Here is a 17,489-nt window from a genome sequence, read left to right as displayed (position 1 = left end):
GGCCCGCCCGTCGCCTCCCTTACGGGTCGCACAGTGGCAGTGAATCATTCAGGGTCGCAGTTTCCTGGCGGAGAAAGAGTGGCAGTTCCGGCAAGGGTTCCGGCGTCCCGCCGGTCCATATGGCCGTCTTGAGGATGCCGAAGGCTTCGTGAACCGCCGCCAGTACGCCCGTGCCCTGCGTACCCGATCACAGCCACTAGCCGTCCCATGTTCTCTTAAACCCGAACAACTCGCTGTTGTGAGACTGCCTGTTGTTGGACGGCATTTCGAAACAGCGGCGATCCTTGCTGTGACTTTCGGCGGTAAATGGCGGTCTTCTTGCGGCGCTATTTGGCGCCCGGGTGGGGCCCGGAAGGGATCGTCGACTGGGACGCTAAGTGTCACTACTCTGAGCAGGTGAATGAACGCATCATGTACGTCCAGCTGAAGACAGGCCATGGAACGGACAAAGGACCGTCCTGGATCTCGCGCGTGCGCTTCAGTGAGACCTGGCGCACCGCGTATTTTCAGGGGCGCACACTGCATCGGGTGACGGGTACTTCTCACGCAAATTTCGACTCAAACTTCTACGACGTCGACTCGGGCGAGGAATACTGGCTCTCAGGACCCAAGCGTGACCGAACTGACGGCCGCTACAGCTCTCAACAACCCATGGTGGAAGAGGACGCCCGCGAAGCCTATGAGGCATTCTTGGCCGGGGCCCCTCTTCCTGGACGTGAGAACGGGTAGAGCCAGACTCGGCGCCAGCGTCCCGTACGAGGATCCCTGATCGTGCATGTCTAGGTAGCTGCTGGATCGTGAAGTGTTCCTGCCTCAAGCCGGCGCGCGAAGTTCGACAGTGCGTGGCTTTGGAGCTTGCGGTCTGCGCCAAGCGCTGCGGCCGCCGCTACCTGCAGGGGTAGAGATGCGCGGTACACCTTCGCTCGCGCCAGCACGTCTGCGTCCACAATTTCCCCTACTTTGGCCGCGCCGTAAAACCCGATGAGGGGAGCAACATCGATAGCAGGGTCTGCCGTACACGCGTTGTCGAAGTCGATAAGGCCTGGTGCGCCTGACTCATCCCACAGAATGTTGTGCGGACCGAAGTCACCATGGACGAGGGAAGGGGTCACATCTTCCTCGAGACTGAGAACCTCCCGCACCACAATTTGAGCAGCGTCCCGCACAGGAGAGCCGAAATCTGCCGTGATGCGCTCAACGACGTCAGGCCAGGAGTTTCCGCCGCACCACGAGCGTGCAGCAGGCAAGCCAGCCGGTAGCTGCGCACCTTGGAGGTCGTCGAGGATATCGGCGAAGTAGTGCCGGACCTCATGCCACGGCCGATCCGCCATATGGGCTCCCTCGATGACTGTGGACGCCATCGCTGACCAGGTGCCACCGGTCAGTGTTCGAAGGAGCTGCGGGATGCGGGTCTTGAGCCCGACATTGCTGACGGCGAGGAGCACAGCGCTCTCGCGGGCGATCTGCGCCTCATGGTTAGCGGCAAAGGACACACGCACGGCGCCGGTTGAGCCCAGCACCGCGACATGATGAAAAGCTCCATGACTGTAGACGGGGCTTGTCCACGCCAAATCCGACCAAACACTCCGAAGAGCCGACCAAGCCGCGGAGGCGTCACGCTCACGAGTGCTCATAGCCAGCAGTCTGCCATTACACCGAACGTCCCGCGGAGGGATCCCCTACCGGGACCTCATGTCCTCTACCTTTGTCGTGCGAGAATCGCCGCATGGATGAGGACGAGCGGCAGATGAGGCAGCAGTTGATGCTCCACGAGGCTCTGGTGCAGGCGATGGATCGGCGGGACGAGGTCTTCAAGGTGATCGAGGATTCACAGGACATGGACGAAGCGATCCGTCGGGTGGGTCAGCTGTTGGGCTTGGGCGAGCTTGGCAGCCGGGCAGTCCTGGAGCTGCAGGCGAAAGCATTTACCCGAGACCGGCGTCAGGCCATCGCTTCCTTTGCAGAAGAACTTAGATCAAGGCTGCCTGATGGGCGCTGAAGACTCGGCGTCGTCCATCAGTTGCTGCTTTTTTCATCGCCGCTCGAGTGACTGGGATGCTCGGAAGCCGATCCCTGACCGGGCCTTCCCTAAAGGTGGCGCAGGTATCTTTCAGGCGAGTCCAGGAACGACCGCCAGTTGGAAACCAGATCGAGGTCGGACCATTTCTGCTGCCGAAGTCCCCACGGGCCGACTTCGAGAATCTGCGCGCCGGGAAGTGCTGCGAGGACAGGCGAGTGTGTTGACATGATGACCTGTGAGGAGCCTTCGGCGAGGAGATCTTTCAAGACAGTGAGGAGGCTGAGGCATCCGGCGAAGGAGAGCGCCGATTCCGGTTCATCGAGCACCCACAATCCACGTCCTCGGAAACGATCCACCGCCAGTTCCAAGAACGATTCGCCGTGTGACATGTCGTGGAACGAGATGTCCGGACCGGACGTGCTCGGGTTCTTCTCGAGGTAAGTGAAGAAGCCGTGCATTGTCTCCGCCCGCAGGAAGTAGCCGCGTCTTGTGGCGCCGGCGTTCCGGACGAGCTGCAAGTGATCGGCGAGTATGGATTCGGTAGATCTAGTGCTGTGGCGGGCCCCTGTAGATCCGCCTTCAGGAGACAAGCCATAAGCCAGCGCGATGGCTTCCACGAGAGTGGATTTTCCCGACCCATTTTCACCGACGAAGATAGTGGCCGGAGTCAGATCGAGCCCCTGGTCGAGAACCTGGGCGACAGGGGCCAGGGCACCCGGCCACCGACCGCGGCCGAGAAGGTGGGCCGGGTCTTCAGCCACCCGTCTGATCGGAAAATTATGTGGAGGCATGCCCCATTCTTACAGGCACCTCTCGCTGTCTTCCCCCAACTGAGAGGGGGTGAACGGGAGGCAAGAAGTGGCCCGAACCATCGACGGCACCCCTCCGGGCACCCACCACCCTCGAAACACGGCGAATCATGTCTCGCACCCCGTCCGTACAGACTTGCCCGTAAGCCGGTCCCCCACCGCGACACCCTCGGCCCGATCTCCCGCCGCGAAAAATCCCATACAGATGCTGGAATCCGAAATTCGCGTACACCCCGCCCGCAAAACTGTCCCGCTTAGGCCGCTCCACAGCTACCGTTGCATGGTCAAGGGCTCCGATGGTGCGGTATTCAAAAGAGGCGTTCTGAGTACCATCTCGTGGCGCTGAACACTCCAGGCAAGTCGGGCAGCACGGCCCTAACGTGAACGGGACACGCCAGGCCAAGGCCAGAGACATCGGGAAAGTAAACCGATTTTATGAATCGTTTTTCACATACCCTTTATGTGTTACTTTTCAACCAGCAGTCAGGATAATTTCAGCGAAACAAGTGGGGGCCTGAAGACGATGGGCAAGCTCAAATACAGGAATGCCGCCGCCGCTCTGGCGCTGGGGTGCCTGCTTTCAAGTTGCGCGGCCGCTGGACAGCCGGCAGCTGTACAACAGCCAGCAACGCAACAGCCAGCAACGCAACAGCCAGCTGCACAGCAGTCGGTAGATCAGGGACTACCCGAATTCGGCTCCCTCGACGATGCCCTCCACGCCGTTGACAAAGTCCTGGGCTGCGAGAAGAAGCCCACGACCGATCCGATCATCAACAAGGCCCTGGACGAGAAAGGGATCAAAGCCGAATCCGCCGTGTGCTCGGGCCACGTCCAGATCGACTGGTTCAAGGATGAAGCGGGCCGGAAAGCGGACTACCAGGTATACGCAGACGCCAAAACCCAGCCCGTCTCTGTCGTGTCTGGCAAGAACTGGCTGGTCGTAGACACGTCCGAGGCATTGCATGCGCCGGCCAGCGGCAAGGACCTGCAGAAACTCGCAAAGGAACTGGGGGCCGAGTACACGGCTCTGAATCGGCCCTAGCCCTTAGCAGTAACAGCCGTCCAGCCACTGGGCGTCCTGCGACACGGCTTCAGTCTCTGAGCGTTCGAACATCAGAATCGCTGGCGGAACGGCCCGAAGGTTCGGCAGGCCAGAACGTCACCTGCTCGAAGCGACCTGCCTGACCGTGACGGGCGCCCGTTTGGGTGTCGGCGGGGTGCCGGAGCCCCTCTCCGTATTGCCTATGCAAGGTACCGGTAGACGGTTGCGCGGGAGACTCCGAGCATCTTGCCGATATCGGAGGCGTTGACTCCTTTGCCCTTAAGCTCCTTGGCCCTGGCAGCGGCAACGTCATCGACCTTGCGTGGCCTGCCGCCGTGGCGGTTGTTGGCGGCGGCCGCGGCGAGTCCTGCCCTGGTGCGTTCGATCATGGTGTCGCGCTCCAGTTGTGCGAATGCGGCCATGATCGTCAACATGGCAGTGCCCATGGGCCCCGTGGTGTCCAGTCCCTCGGTCAGGGACCGGAAACCTGCGCCCTGTGCCCGGACCTTCTCGATGAGGTCCAGGACGTGCCGGGTGTTTCGGCCAAGACGGTCGAGCTTCCACACGGTGAGCACGTCACCAGCTTCAAGCCGGTCGAGGGCTTTGGAGAGCTGAGGACGTTCCACCGTGGAACCGCTGACTCCGTTGTCGGCAAAGGTCCGGGCTGCGCCAGCGGCCTGAAGTGCCGTGAGCTGCAGGTCAAGGTTCTGTTCCGTCGTGGAAACCCTCGCGTACCCGATCACAGCCATAGCCGCCCTCATTATTCTCTTATTCCCGAGCAATTTGCCATTGTGAGACTACTGGTTGTTAGACGGCATATCGAGACAATCCAGGACTGTGAATCGCAGAGATATTTGGCGTGTTATTCGCAGCGATATTTGGCGCTCATGGCCGGTCCTGCGACTCGCCTTCAGTTGGCGGGGTCGTTGGGGTGTGTGCGTTGGCTGGAGTCGGTTCTGCCGGACGTTTTCCGGTTATGTTCCAGCTGGTGAGGAAGTCGAGTTGTTCCTGGGCATGGGATCCGGGTTCGGCGGTGTAGGCGATGAGGGTCAGATCCTCGCCGGGGAGTTCGAGGGAATCGCCGGTGAGTTCTATGTCTCCAACGAGCGGGTTGTGCAGTGTCTTGGTCGCCGAGCGGTGGAAGCGGACGTTGTGCCGTGCCCAGCGGGTGGAGAATTCGGTGCTTCCCGTGGCGAGGTCACCAATGAGGCTGTTCAGGGCCCTGTCGCGCGGGTTGCGGCCTGCTTCGGTGCGGAGCGCGGCGGCGAGGTCATCAGCGAGGGTGTCCCATTCGAGAAAGAAGTCTTGGGAGCGTGGGTCCAGGAACATGAACCGTGCGAGGTTCAGGGGCAGCGTCTCGGGGCTGAGGATGCCGTCGTAGAGTGCGAAGCAGAGGCTGTTTGCGGCCAGGATGTCCATGCGTGAGTTACGGACGTAGGCGGGCGTGCCGGTCATTCCGGCCAGGATCCGCTGAACGCTGGGCCGCAGTTCCGCCCTCACACGGCGTGTTCCCGGCGCCCGCGCTGGCCCGGCTGCCCTGGCGAGGTCGAGCAGGTGGGCCCGTTCAGCCTCATCGAGCCGGAGGGCGCCGGCGAGGGATTCGAGGACGCTTTCGGAGACTCCCCGCAGGTTCCCGCGTTCTAGCCGGGCATAGTATTCGGTGCTGACGCCGGTGAGCATGGCGACTTCCTCGCGTTTGAGGCCGGCCACCCTCCTGGTTCCGCCGTAGGCGGGCAGCCCGGCCTGGGCCGGAGTGATGCGTGACCGCCGGCTCATGAGGAACTCGCGGACGTCTTTACTGTTCTCCATGGCCTCTACGCTACGGCGGCCCGGTCCGGCCTAACAGGAACTGCCAGTACACCGCACAAGAGGCACTGCCGCGCGCAGGAATTGGCTGGTTGTCTTGAAGGAGTCCAGTTTCCCCATCCTGCAAGGACACCATGTCTGTATCCACGCTCAGCCCTTCGCAAACAGCGGCCCGGCCGCGCGCCTCGCTGGCGGTCGCCATGCTGGGATTCTTCGTTGTTGCCCTGGATGCCCAGATCGTCAACGTCGCCCTGCCCGCGATCCGGAACGACCTCGGGGGCGGCCTGTCCGGCCTGCAATGGATCGTCACCGGCTACACCCTGATGTTTTCGGCCCTGCAACTCTTCTCCGGGACCTTCTCCGACCGGGCAGGGGCACGACGCGCCTACGGCCTCGGCATGATCCTGTTCACCGTTGCGTCCCTGGCATGCGGGCTCAGCCCGAATCTCCAGGTACTCATCGCCGGCCGCATCCTGCAGGGCATCGGCGCGGCGATGATCACCCCCAGCTCCCTTGCGCTCATCCGGGAGGCGTACCACGACGCGGCCCAGCGCGGGAGGGCCATCGTGTACTGGGGACTGGGCGGCTCCGTCGCCGCGGCGGCCGGCCCGGTGCTCGGCGGCGTCCTCACCCAGCTCGACTGGCGGCTGATCTTCTTCGTCAACCTTCCCGTCGGGGCGGCAGCACTGTTCGTGCTCGCCCGCGTCATGCCGTCGCCCCGGCGTCCGACACCCTTTGACTGGGTCGGGCAGGTCACCGCCGTGCTGGCCCTGGCCAGCCTGACCTACGGCATCATCGAAGGCGCGGAAGTCGGCTACGGAAACCCCGGAATCCTCACCCTGTTCGCCGTGTCCGCGGCATCGGCGGCCGTCTTCGTGCTGGCGCAGGCCCGCGGAAAACACCCCATGGTCCCGCTGGACCTGTTCCGCTCACGCACGGTCTCCACCACCCTGGCAATCGCCGTCGTCACGATGGCCGCCTTCTACGGCGTGGTCTTCCTCCAGAGCCTCTACTTCCAGCAGCAACGCGGCGCCACGGCGCTGGAAACCGGGCTGCTGTTCCTTCCGATGACCGGCCTCGTCGCCCTCCTCAACCCCTTGGCCGCCCGGTTGATGGCCCGCTACGGCAACGTGGCCATGATCGCCGCCGGCCAACTACTCATGGCCCTGGGCCTGGCCGGACTGTGGCTGCTACCCGCCGATGCCCCGGTCCTGGCCGTGGCGCTCGTCATGGTTCCCGTCGGCGTCGGCGGGTCCTTCACCGTTCCCCCGATCATCGCTCTCGTCATGGACGACGTGCCCGCGGAACGGGCCGGGACCGCCAGCGGAGTCGTCAATACCGCCCGGCAGGTCGGAGGCTCCCTCGGGGTCGCGATCTATGGCGCCCTGCTCGCCGGGCACGACTTCATGGACGGGCTCCGCCTTGGTCTCGGCATCACTGCCGTCGTCCTGCTCATCCTCATCGCCGCGTCCCTGCGACTACGGCACGCGAAACGACCACAGCACTAAGGACGGTCCCAGAACCACAGCCCCCGCCACGACCCCGTCCCTAAACCAACCCATAACCCGCACACCCGCACAAAGGAACCCCATGCAGACCGTCACCCTCAACAACGGCGTCCAGATGCCCATCCTGGGCTTTGGCGTCTTCCAGATTCCCGACGACGAAACCCAGGCCGCCGTCGAGGCCGCCCTCGCCGCCGGGTACCGCCATCTGGACACGGCCGCCTCCTACGGCAACGAGGCCGCCGTCGGCGCCGCGATCAAGGCCAGCGGAATCGCCCGCGAGGACCTCTTCATCACCACCAAGCTCTGGATCCAGCACGCCCCGACCGGCAGCGTCCAGGACGACACCAGGCGCGCCTTTGAAAACTCACTCAGCAGGCTCGGACTGGACTATCTCGACCTGTACCTGATCCACCAGCCGCTCGGGGACTACTACAGCGAGTGGCGGGCCATGCAGGATCTCCACAAGGAAGGCCTGGCCCGTGCCATCGGCGTGTCCAACTTCCACCCCGACCGGCTGGTGGACCTCATCGACCACAACGAGATCGTCCCGGCCGTCAACCAGATCGAGACCCACCCCTTCCACCAGCGCGCCGCCGACCAGGCGCTGATGCGCGAACGCGGCGTCCAGATCGAGTCCTGGGGCCCCTTCGCCGAGGGCAAGAACAACCTCTTCACCGATCCGGTCCTCAGCGCCATCGCAGAGGCCCACGGCAAGTCTGTCGCCCAGGTGGTGCTCCGCTGGCTCATCCAGCGCGAGGTGGTCGTCATCCCCAAATCCGTCCGGCCCGATCGGATGGCCGAGAACCTCGACGTCTTCGGCTTCGAGCTCACGGAGGAGCAGATGAGCCAGATCGCGACCCTGGACACCGGTGCCAGCCTCTTCTTCGACCACCGCGACCCCGCCATGGTCAGCTGGCTGGGAGGACGCCGCTACAACTAAACGGACCCTCCGTCCGTTGGGGTGACGGCCGGTCACCCCAACGGACAGTGTCCGCACCGGGCCGTGGCCGCACCTTGAAACGCACCCTAAACCGCGAGCAGGGATGCCAACGCTGGCCCTTCACCCGACCCGGAGACCCGTGATGACCACAAATCCACGAACTATTGGCCGGCGCTCGGTCCTGCACTCCGCTGCCACCGGGCTGGGCGCTGCCATGATCGCTACCGGCACATCAGCCTGCGCACCGGACGAAAGGAACACGCCCATGCCCCCAAACCCAACCACCCTCGGCTCCGCCCAGGGGATTCCGGGTCCCGGAAATGGCGGACGGGTTCTGCTGGCCTACTTCTCCCGTGCCGGGGAGAACTACTTCTACGGGGGCCGCACCAGCCTCGACGTCGGCAACACCCAGGTCCTGGCCGATGCCATCAGCAAACTCATTAAGTGCGACGTGCACCGCATCGAAGCCGTCGATCCCTACCCGGACAGCTACGACGCCACCGTGGCACGGAACGTCCGCGAACAAAACACCAACGCCCGGCCGGCCATCGTCAACCATCTGCCCTCCATCGACCAGTACGACACCGTGCTGCTGGCCAGCGGCATCTGGAACGTCCGGGCACCCATGATCATGACGACATTCACCGAAAGCCACGACTTCAGCGGAAAATCCATCCACCCCGTCACCACCCACGCCATGAGCGGACTCGGCACCACCGAAAGGGACTACGCCGGATCCTGCCCCGGAGCGACCATCGGCGAAGGACTCGCAGTGCGGGGGGAGGAAGTCCGCGACGCCGGACCGGCCATCGAATCCTGGCTGCGCCGCACCGGACTCCTTCAAGATCGACCACGCGCCACAGGCTGATCCCGCCAACCAACCGGTTCCCGGTTTCCGTGACGGGCGCGCCGACGTGGGTGTGGGTTCTCGCAGTGGACTTCGTGGCAGCCAAACCGGCTCACGCGAGAGCTTTCGCGCCGATGCTTGAGGGCCTGGCGAACGGAGGGAACACCGCAGTCCCGTGTCGCCCTGCGCGGCAGCGGCGCCCTCACCTGATCCAGGCTGCGGCGTCGCCGGGGCTTTTCTGTTGCGTCTAGATGCTTCTGGCGTAGAAGGCCACAAGCTTCTCCAGCGCAGCATCCACGTACTTGTCGATCCAGTACGTTTCGATGTGCCGGGCGCCCTCGATGAGGAACAGCTCTTTATCCTCGGTGCCGGTCGCCTTCGGGATCGCGTCCTCGCTCATATATTTCGTGTCGGCTTCGCTTCCGGCGATCATCAGCAACGGCACGTCGATGAGCTGGAGCTGGTCGGTAGCGTCAAAGGCCATCAGGTCCAGCAGGCTGCTCAGCGTGTACTTGAAGGTCGAGCCCGGGCAGGCGTGAGTCCCCCAGTAGTACTTGTAGCCCTGCCGGTACAGGTCGAACGGCAGGGCCGCGATCTGCTCGTCCGTCAGGTCAGCATCCCCGGCGTAGAGGACTTCGCCGCCGGCAGCTTCCTGGGCGCGGGCAGCGGATGCCTGCCGCAGCCGGTCCTGGATGGTGTCCAGTGCCGAGTCCTGGAGGCCGTTGCGTCGGACGCGGCCGGAGTTGAACATGCTCACCGTGGCGACCGACTTGAAGCGCTTGTCGGACTGGGCCGCCTTCAACGTGTACCCGCCGCCGCCGCAGATGCCCAGTGCGCCCAGCCGGTCGGCGTCCACGCCCGGGAAACCGGCGATGAAGTCGGCCATGCCGTGAATGTCGTCGGTGCGGAAGAAGGGCTTGTCCACGCTGCGGGGCTCGCCCTCACTGTGTCCCTGGTAGGCGGCGTCCGCGGTGACCGTGATGTAGCCCTGCTCCGCGAGGCGCTGCGCGTACCGGCCGGCGACCTGCTCCTTGGTGCCACCGTTGGGGTGGGCCACAGTGATCGCCGGATACTTGCCGGTCGGGTCGTAGCCTGCCGGGGTGTAGACGTTTGCGGCGATGTTCAGCCCACGCAACATGTAATTGACGGGGTGGATGTTGACCTTCCCCGGCTCGTTCTCCGTGATGGCGTACTCGTAGACGAGGCCGAACGGGTTCTGACGGTAGTCGTGCACCGGCCCCGCTTCCGCGGCGAAGTTCGTGTCGTTCATGTTCATCTCCTTTTCACTCGGATGCCCGGGCCGGGACGGTTGCTGCTTCTCGCGCCGTCGTCGTCGCGCCCGGGCGGCCCTGACTGATCGGTGATCAGTCGAGCTTCTTCGCGGCGAGGAACGCCGCGATCTGGTCGGCGATCTCGTGGTTGTTGAGGTCGCTGAATGCGAAGTGGGTGTTGCCGTGAATGCCCCGCTCCGGCAGCGACACGAACGTCGCGTCGCCACCGTGGCGGTTGATCGTGTCGACCCAGATGCGGGCCATCTCCACGCGCACACGCCAGTTGTCGCGGCCGGCGATGTCGGTCGGCGCGGTCGGGATGTTGTCGCCGTAGTAGACGATGATCGGCACCCGCGTCAGCGCCTCGAACTCTTCGAGCGGAATGGACACCGGCTCCAGCGTGCCGTTCGAGCTGGGCATCGTCCCGGGCAGCTCGCCCTCGGGGAAGACGAACCCGCTGCCGGGTTCGATGCTGACGACCGCGCGCACGTTGTCGTTGCGCAGCCGGGCGAGCCACCCGAAACCGCCGGCGTGGGAGTGCGTGACCAGCACCAACGGACCGATGCGGTCGATCGCCGCTGATGCCCCCGCGACGATCACTTCGGTGTCCAACGGGCCGGTGTCGGGCACCATCGCCCGGAAGAACTGCTCCAACGCCGCCGGATCGGAGGAGAACTGGCCTCCCTCGTACAGGTCCGGCCACAGACCGAGGCGGAACTGGTTGAAGAACCACTGCTCGTTCGGCCCGGTGCTGATCTCGGCGGCCCTCGTCGTCTTGCCCGCCGAACCGCGCCGGGGCTGATCAAGCAGATACACACCGTACCCGCGGCGTAGGAACAAGGTGCGGAACCCTTCACGACCGTCAGGTGTGGTGTCCCAGCAACTGCTGTCCACCCACCAGCCGTGCCAGAACAGCAGCGGCAACGGGCGCGCAGCAACCGGGACCTGATAGCTGACACGGGCGTGGTCGCCGTGCAGCGTCTGCCCGGCAGGATCCATCGGGTTCCGAGGGTCAAAGCTTCCGTCCCTGGTCACGATGGCGCCGCCGACGGCGAAGCTGCCTTGCGCCGCGATCGCCAGCGGAGCGGCAGGCTCCCCGGATGCTCTCGCATCCTCGACCATCATCGGGTCCTACTCTTGGCCTCAACACTGGCTGTGGCGTTGGTGTACTCGTCATCATTGACGTGCTCGTCCCATTCGACATCGCCGCCGGCGACGGAGAGTGCGAGGTGCGTCATGAACGAATCGGGCGCCGCGCCGTGCCAGTGCCAGATGCCAGGCGGGGTGTAAACGGTATCTCCGGGTTTCATGGCGATCGCATGCCCGTCGCGGCTGCAAACGATCCCGCGGCCGTCGGTCACATGCAGGGTTTGGCCATTCGCGTGGCGGTGCCACGCGGTGCGCGCGCCCGGCGAGAAACGCACGGCCGCGAGCGTCGCCGTGCCAGGACCGGCACCGTTCGTGATGCCATCTACCCACACGTCGCCCGTGAACCGGTCCGCCGCCGCCTTCACCGTGGCGGGCGCGGGCAGGACGACCATCGGGTCCTCGCTCACATCGTCAGCGGGCATCGAGGACCTGCTTGAGCGTCGTGGCAGCGCTCATCCCGGCCGGCCAACCGGCGTAGAAGGCGAGGTGGGTAGCGAGCTCGGCCAGCTCCTCCTGGGTCACGCCGTTGTCCAGCGCCAGACCCAGATGGGACCGGAGCTGATCGGTGCGTCCGAGTGCCGTGAGCGTTGCGACGGTGATCAGACTGCGATCCCGCGGCGAGAGCCCGGGGCGCGCCCACACATCGCCGAACAACACCTCGTCGGTCAGCTCCGCCAACTTCGGCGCGATGTCCCCCACCAACTGCTGCGCCCGACTCTTCTCCTGTGCCATGCAATCCCTCCTGAGATAAGCGAGAACCGGTCATTCCCGCCTCCGACGCTACGCGTGCTCGACGGAAGAAGGGAGGAACTGTCATTACACCTATCGGGCGCTCATCGCGCGAGGCCGTCGCATCGGCCTCCACGGGCCAGCGTCTGTATATCACTGCTGCGACTGGTCAGCAGCGCGACGGTCGCCACGACGACGAGCGCGGCGTCCGAGTTCCGACATCCGGCAGCGCCAAGGAGTGGGACAGCTGACTGGCGACGAGCCCGGGATGGGTTGTCTCGAAAAGCAACAGTTTTTCGAGACACGGACGTCGTGTCCCGGAGGGTCGAAGGAATCGGCGTCCTGTCGGGCCGCCCCGTGTCTTGGAAAGATGTCTCACCGTGAATCGTCTCAGGCGCGTGCCGGACGGGGGTTTCTGAGGCACAATGGCCGGGTGAGACATCTCGGGTATACGCGGGTGAGTACGTCGGGCCAGGACGCGAAGTTGCAGCTCGATGCACTTGTCGACGCCGGGGTTCAGAAACGCGATGTGTTCGCCGACGTCACGTCCGGGAGCAAGGCCGCTATTGAGCGGCCCGGGATGAAAAAGCTCCTCGCGTATGTGGAGCCGGGGGACACCGTCGTCGTGTGGCGGGTGGACCGGCTCGGCCGGTCCTTGATCGATGTGTTGAACACGGTGAACCTGCTGCGGGAGCGCGGTGTGAACTTGAGGTCCATCTCGGACGGAATTGACCCCACAACAACGTCGGGCCGCCTGATGCTGAACATGCTCGCGACCCTTGCCGAGTACGAGCGGGAGCTGATCGTCGAACGCGTGAACGCGGGCATCGCCGCGGCGCGGCAGGGCGGAACCCGGTTCGGCCGGCCCCTGTCCGACCCGCTCGTTATCGCCGATAAGCTCGCGATCGCCCAGGATGCACGCGCGAAGGGTCGCTCCGCTGAGGACGCGGCCCGACTTGTCGGCTGGAGCCGCGCGACGCTCTACCGCCACCGTCAGGCGGCCGAAGACCGCCGGTTATGAAGCATCGGCTGTCGGCCGAAGACCGCGCGGCACTGCTCCGGCAGCACCTCGATGACGGTGTTCCCCTCGCCCGGATCTCCAGTCAGGCCGACATCCCCCTCCGCACGCTGCAACGGTGGACGGCAGAATTCCGCGCCTGCGGCTCGGTCGAGGCCCTGGTCCGCCAGCCACGCTCGGACCGCGGGAGTCATTCGCTCCCGCCCGAAATCGTGGGCGCGATCGAAGGCCTCGCGCTCCGCCGGCCGGCGCCGACCATAGCGTTCATCCACCGGCGGATCGGTGACGTCGCGCTCGACCGCGGCCTTCCCGCCCCCGGCTACTCGACGGTCCGAGCGGTCGTTGCCGCCATCGATCCCGGACTGCGCACCATCGCGCTCGAAGGCGACGCCGCATACCGTGACCGGTTCGAGCTGGTCTACCGGCGCACCGCCAGCCGCGCGAACGAGCAGTGGCAGTGCGACCACACGGAGTTGGACATCGAGATCGTCGACGCCGGCGGCGCCCGCGCGCGCCCGTGGCTGACCGTCGTACTCGATGACTACTCCCGCGCCGTCGCGGGCTACACCGTCTTCACCGGTGCGCCGACCGCGCTCCAGACGGCACTGGCCCTTCACCAGGCCGTGCAGCGCAAGAAGCATCCGGCCTGGCCCGTCATGGGTCTGCCCGATCTCCTCTACAGCGATCACGGCGCCGATTTCACCAGCACCCACCTCGATCGCGTCTGCCTTGACACCCACATCCGCCTCATCCATTCCCTCCCCGGCGTGCCGCAGGGCCGCGGGAAGATCGAGCGGTTCTATCGCACCCTCACCGACGGGCTCCTGCCGCACCTGCCCGGCTTCATCCCGCACGGCACCCGCGGGATCCCGGTGACGGCACCGACGATGACCCTCGAACAGCTCGACACCGCGCTCGAGCGGTTCATCGTTGACGAGTACAACCAGCGCACGCACTCCGAAACCGGAGAGATCCCCACAGCACGTTGGCAGGCCGGCGGATGGATCCCCAGAATGCCAGCCCGGCCCGAGGACCTTGACCTTCTGCTCCTGACCGTCGCACACCAGCGCATCGTCCACCGCGACGGCATTCAATTCAATGGCCTGCGCTACCTGGACCTCACACTTTCCGCTTTCGTCGGAGAGAGCGTCACCATCCGCTATAGCCCCCGTGACATGGCCGAGATCCGCGTCTGGCACCAAGACACGTTCCTCTGCCGTGCCATCGCCCCGGAACTCGCCGCCGGTTCTGTCACCTTCAAGCAGCTCAAGGCGGCCCGATCAGCACGTCGGAACGAACTGAAGAAGCAGCTGCGCACCAAACTCAGCCTGGCCGACGCACTCCCCGCCGACGACCGGTACGCAGCGCCGGCATCCGCCGAACCTGCCGAAACCGGTGGGCGACCCGCGGATCCAAAACGGCATCGGCTCCGCACCTACGCCGAAGACTGACCCATGAGAGGAACGCCCATGACCGCCAAGGATGAGAATGACGACGGACGCCGCTTCCTCTTCAACAATCTCGGCGAAATTTCCGCCGCTCCGCCACCGGTCCCGCCCGAGACGCCGGCATTTCTCATCACCAAGGAGCATCGGCGCTTCATCGAATTCGTCACTGCGGTACGCACCAACCGCCACATCGGCGTCTGCTACGGGCCGCCCGGCGTCGGTAAGACCCTCTCCGCACGCGCCTACGCCGGTGCGACCGAATGGGAACAATGGCAACGGACCGGTGAAACCAACACCGAGCCCGTCCCTGCCCGTGTGCTCGAGGCCAGAACAGCGTTCTGGACCCCCACCGTGACTATCAGCCCCCGAGAGATCGACCGGCAACTGCCTCGGATCTGCCAGAGAATTTCCTGGGCGGTCGAATACGCCCGGGAGGGCAACATCGATATCTTTGAGCACCGCGACTCCCGGGCATCCGGCCTGACCGAACTCCTCATCATCGACGAGGCCGACCGGCTCAAACCTCCAGCGCTCGAGCAGGTCAGGGACTACTACGACCGCCACACCATGGGGGTCATCCTTATCGGCATGCCCGGCATCGAAAAACGCCTCGCCCGCTACCCCCAGCTCTATAGCCGCATCGGCTTCGCCCACCACTACCGGACCCTCAGCACCGAGGAACTCACCTTCGTCCTGGCAAACCGCTGGCAGGAACTCGGCCTCACCATCGACCCCGACGACTTCACCGATGCCGAAGCCCTCGCCGCTGTCGCCCGCATCACCAATGGCAACTTCCGGCTCATCCAACGCCTCTTCACTCAGATCACGCGCATCCGCGACATCAACCAGCTCCACAGCATCACCAAGGAAGTCGTCGAAACCGCCCGCGAAACCCTACTGATCGGCACATGAGCGCGCCAAATAGCGCCGCTAAATACCCGCCAAATACCGCGGACAATTACAATCCTTGCCGCGCCGGGAACTCCCGAAGCCCGGGCAAGGCCGCCCGCCTGTCTCATTAACCGATCGTTGTGAGACCAAACCACTAGTCCCCTTACGCCAACCAGCGTTCAAACCGCCAACTAGCCTTCGACCTCACAGAATCAGTCGCTGGTTCAACTAGATCGGGACGCTTTTCCATGTAAATCGGAACAGGTTCAAATAGCGTGAAACCTCACACCGAGTTCACAGTCGGCCTATTTGCAAGTCTTGCAAATAGGCCGACAAGTTCTTCCAAATGGATGCCCGTTCTTGAACTTAGTGTGAGATTCCGATCTATCTATACAAATCTCCATAATTGACCCCAGTGTTCGCGGGAACTTTCGATCGCTTCAATGAGCGGTTGTTCCAACTTAGTTGGCCCTTTTTCGAAGTCGGTCGGCTGACGCACTTGAACCGCGTTGATGGGGGTAGCTCCGAATGGCCAACAACCTCCGTTTCTGACGGATCGGATCGACCTTATCGGGCGTGTGCCCCGCCGTCTCCGAAGCCATCCTCGCAGCCGGACAGCACGGGCCAGCGGACCGAATTAAGCTGCCGTCACGGGTCGTCTAAGTCCCTTGCGACGACACTGCCGGCCGGCTCGGCATTGAGCCGGCGGCCTTTGATCTCCGCTCCAACCTGGCTGGTTCTCCAAACCCGGCGGCATCTGCCCGCGACGCTGCGACGGTGGGATCGGCCGGGACCCCTTGCGTGCAAACAGTTGGCCGTTCTTCACATAGCGTGGGGGCAAGGGCCGCAGCCGGGCCTGGGACTGTTTGACGGAGGACGAACATGGAATACATCAAACTCGGCAACACCGGCATGGACATCTCCCCGCTGGCACTGGGATGCATGACGTACGGGGACCCGGGCCGGGGCCCGCATCCCTGGACGCTGCCGGAGGACCAGAGCCGGCCGCTGATCCGCCAGGCCGTGGAGGCGGGGATCAATTTCTTTGACACTGCCAACGTGTACTCCAACGGTTCCAGCGAGGAAATCATAGGCCGGGCCCTGGCAGATTTCACCCGCCGGGATGAAACCGTCATCGCCACGAAGGTGCACGGCGCGATGCGGCAGGGACCCAACGGGCGGGGACTGTCCCGCAAGGCCATCTTCGCCGAACTCGATGCCAGCCTGACCCGGCTGGCAACGGACTACGTGGACCTGTACCAGATTCACCGTTGGGACCCCGCCACGCCGATCGAGGAGACTCTGGAAGCCCTTCACGACCTCGTCAAAGCTGGCAAAGTCCGCTATATCGGCGCATCCTCGATGGCCGCCTGGCAGTTCAGCAAAGCGCTCTACCTTCAGCAATTAAACGGATGGACCCGTTTCGTCACCATGCAGGACCACTACAACCTGGTCTACCGGGAGGAGGAACGCGAAATGTTCCCCCTCTGCGCGGACCAGAAGATCGGGGTGCTGCCCTGGAGTCCGCTGGCGCGGGGGAAGCTCACCCGGGACTGGGACGAGAAAACCAACCGCTCGGAGAAGGACGAGTTCGGCAAGACGCTCTACACCACGGAGGAAAGCGACAAGGCGGTCGCCGAACCCGTGCGCGTCATTGCCGAACGCCGCGGCCTGCCCCGCGCCCAGGTCGCCCTGGCATGGGTCCGCTCCAACAGCGTGGTCAGCGCGCCGATTGTCGGGGCGAGCAAGCCGGCACATCTTACAGACGCCGTCGCCTCCCTGGAACTGACACTCACCACCGAGGAAAAGGCGGAACTGGAAAGCCCCTACGTCCCGCACGCGGTCGCCGGATACTGAGCAGCGACGGCGTGAGGTGACCCGACGGCAGCACCAACCGCGCGATTGACGGACGCTGAAGCGCGGCCTGGCTCGGATCTGACAAAGTCAGTACACGGGGCGTCGCGGCGTTCAGGCCGTAGGCCTTTCGCCCCTCATCATCAGGTGAGTATCC

At 64.5% G+C, this 17,489-nt stretch carries 18 protein-coding genes; 10 read left to right on the top strand and 8 right to left on the bottom strand.

The window, feature by feature from the left end; translation table 11 throughout:
• Positions 1-396 precede the first annotated feature (396 nt).
• Entirely contained in the window at positions 397-729 is a 333-nt protein-coding gene (locus tag C8D78_RS00745; protein WP_244208168.1) for a hypothetical protein, read from the top strand.
• 50 nt (positions 730-779) lie between these two features.
• Here the strand turns inward: C8D78_RS00745 and C8D78_RS00740 are convergent, their stop codons facing one another.
• Positions 780-1,634 (bottom strand): aminoglycoside phosphotransferase family protein, encoded by an 855-nt coding sequence (locus tag C8D78_RS00740; protein ID WP_120949990.1) that lies wholly within the window; start codon positions 1,632-1,634, stop codon positions 780-782.
• A gap of 92 nt (positions 1,635-1,726) precedes the next feature.
• Here C8D78_RS00740 and C8D78_RS00735 point away from each other — a divergent pair, with 92 nt between their 5' ends.
• Positions 1,727-1,999 (top strand): DNA gyrase subunit A, encoded by a 273-nt coding sequence (locus C8D78_RS00735; protein WP_120949989.1) that lies wholly within the window; start codon positions 1,727-1,729, stop codon positions 1,997-1,999.
• Positions 2,000-2,088: 89 nt separating this feature from the next.
• On the opposite strand, the gene C8D78_RS00730 is transcribed toward C8D78_RS00735, so the two are convergent.
• Positions 2,089-2,811: an AAA family ATPase gene (locus C8D78_RS00730; RefSeq protein ID WP_120949988.1), complete on the bottom strand. Its 723-nt coding sequence runs from the start codon at positions 2,809-2,811 to the stop codon at positions 2,089-2,091.
• A 478-nt stretch (positions 2,812-3,289) separates the two neighbouring features.
• Between C8D78_RS00730 and C8D78_RS00725 the strand changes: the two genes are divergently transcribed.
• Positions 3,290-3,871, top strand: a complete 582-nt coding sequence (locus tag C8D78_RS00725) for a hypothetical protein (RefSeq protein ID WP_147429509.1) — start codon at positions 3,290-3,292, stop codon at positions 3,869-3,871.
• A gap of 200 nt (positions 3,872-4,071) precedes the next feature.
• Here the strand turns inward: C8D78_RS00725 and C8D78_RS00720 are convergent, their stop codons facing one another.
• A complete protein-coding gene (locus C8D78_RS00720) occupies positions 4,072-4,620 on the bottom strand; it encodes a recombinase family protein (RefSeq protein ID WP_120949986.1) in 549 nt (182 codons plus the stop codon).
• 136 nt (positions 4,621-4,756) lie between these two features.
• Positions 4,757-5,680 carry a helix-turn-helix transcriptional regulator gene (locus C8D78_RS00715; RefSeq protein ID WP_120949985.1) on the bottom strand — a complete coding sequence of 308 codons (924 nt, stop codon included), beginning with the start codon at positions 5,678-5,680 and terminating at the stop codon, positions 4,757-4,759.
• A gap of 131 nt (positions 5,681-5,811) precedes the next feature.
• Here C8D78_RS00715 and C8D78_RS00710 point away from each other — a divergent pair, with 131 nt between their 5' ends.
• The 3 genes from C8D78_RS00710 (at position 5,812) to C8D78_RS00700 (ending at position 8,993) form a co-directional block, all read left to right on the top strand.
• Positions 5,812-7,185 (top strand): MFS transporter, encoded by a 1,374-nt coding sequence (locus C8D78_RS00710; RefSeq protein ID WP_120949984.1) that lies wholly within the window; start codon positions 5,812-5,814, stop codon positions 7,183-7,185.
• Positions 7,186-7,267: 82 nt separating this feature from the next.
• On the top strand, positions 7,268-8,125 hold the full coding sequence (locus C8D78_RS00705; RefSeq protein ID WP_120949983.1) for an aldo/keto reductase: 858 nt from the start codon (positions 7,268-7,270) through the stop codon (positions 8,123-8,125).
• Positions 8,126-8,390: 265 nt separating this feature from the next.
• Positions 8,391-8,993 (top strand): flavodoxin, encoded by a 603-nt coding sequence (locus C8D78_RS00700; RefSeq protein ID WP_244208167.1) that lies wholly within the window; start codon positions 8,391-8,393, stop codon positions 8,991-8,993.
• Between the two features lie 226 nt (positions 8,994-9,219).
• On the opposite strand, the gene C8D78_RS00695 is transcribed toward C8D78_RS00700, so the two are convergent.
• The 4 genes from C8D78_RS00695 to C8D78_RS00680 all read right to left on the bottom strand — a co-directional run bounded on the left by C8D78_RS00695 (position 9,220) and on the right by C8D78_RS00680 (position 12,124).
• On the bottom strand, positions 9,220-10,242 hold the full coding sequence (locus C8D78_RS00695) for an alpha/beta hydrolase (protein ID WP_208641829.1): 1,023 nt from the start codon (positions 10,240-10,242) through the stop codon (positions 9,220-9,222).
• A gap of 94 nt (positions 10,243-10,336) precedes the next feature.
• Entirely contained in the window at positions 10,337-11,368 is a 1,032-nt protein-coding gene (locus tag C8D78_RS00690; protein ID WP_147429508.1) for an alpha/beta hydrolase, read from the bottom strand.
• Positions 11,365-11,814: a (R)-mandelonitrile lyase gene (locus C8D78_RS00685; RefSeq protein ID WP_244208166.1), complete on the bottom strand. Its 450-nt coding sequence runs from the start codon at positions 11,812-11,814 to the stop codon at positions 11,365-11,367. Before C8D78_RS00685 ends, C8D78_RS00690 begins: the two co-directional genes overlap by 4 nt.
• Positions 11,804-12,124, bottom strand: coding sequence for a carboxymuconolactone decarboxylase family protein (locus C8D78_RS00680; protein WP_120949979.1), 321 nt, complete (start codon positions 12,122-12,124; stop codon positions 11,804-11,806). Before C8D78_RS00680 ends, C8D78_RS00685 begins: the two co-directional genes overlap by 11 nt.
• Before the next feature lie 430 nt (positions 12,125-12,554).
• Between C8D78_RS00680 and C8D78_RS00675 the strand changes: the two genes are divergently transcribed.
• The 4 genes from C8D78_RS00675 (at position 12,555) to C8D78_RS00660 (ending at position 17,335) form a co-directional block, all read left to right on the top strand.
• On the top strand, positions 12,555-13,142 hold the full coding sequence (locus tag C8D78_RS00675) for a recombinase family protein (protein WP_167467817.1): 588 nt from the start codon (positions 12,555-12,557) through the stop codon (positions 13,140-13,142).
• Positions 13,139-14,590: a Mu transposase C-terminal domain-containing protein gene (locus C8D78_RS00670; protein WP_147429507.1), complete on the top strand. Its 1,452-nt coding sequence runs from the start codon at positions 13,139-13,141 to the stop codon at positions 14,588-14,590. The genes C8D78_RS00675 and C8D78_RS00670 overlap by 4 nt, the downstream gene beginning before the upstream one ends.
• 18 nt (positions 14,591-14,608) lie before the next feature.
• Positions 14,609-15,499: an AAA family ATPase gene (locus C8D78_RS00665; RefSeq protein WP_120949977.1), complete on the top strand. Its 891-nt coding sequence runs from the start codon at positions 14,609-14,611 to the stop codon at positions 15,497-15,499.
• A gap of 861 nt (positions 15,500-16,360) precedes the next feature.
• On the top strand, positions 16,361-17,335 hold the full coding sequence (locus C8D78_RS00660; protein WP_120949976.1) for an aldo/keto reductase: 975 nt from the start codon (positions 16,361-16,363) through the stop codon (positions 17,333-17,335).
• Positions 17,336-17,489 lie beyond the last annotated feature (154 nt).

Source organism: Arthrobacter oryzae (assembly GCF_003634095.1).
In the GTDB taxonomy this organism is placed as follows: domain Bacteria; phylum Actinomycetota; class Actinomycetes; order Actinomycetales; family Micrococcaceae; genus Arthrobacter; species Arthrobacter oryzae.
Note: the sequence above shows the minus strand (reverse complement) of the source record. Positions and strands in the feature narration are given on the sequence as shown.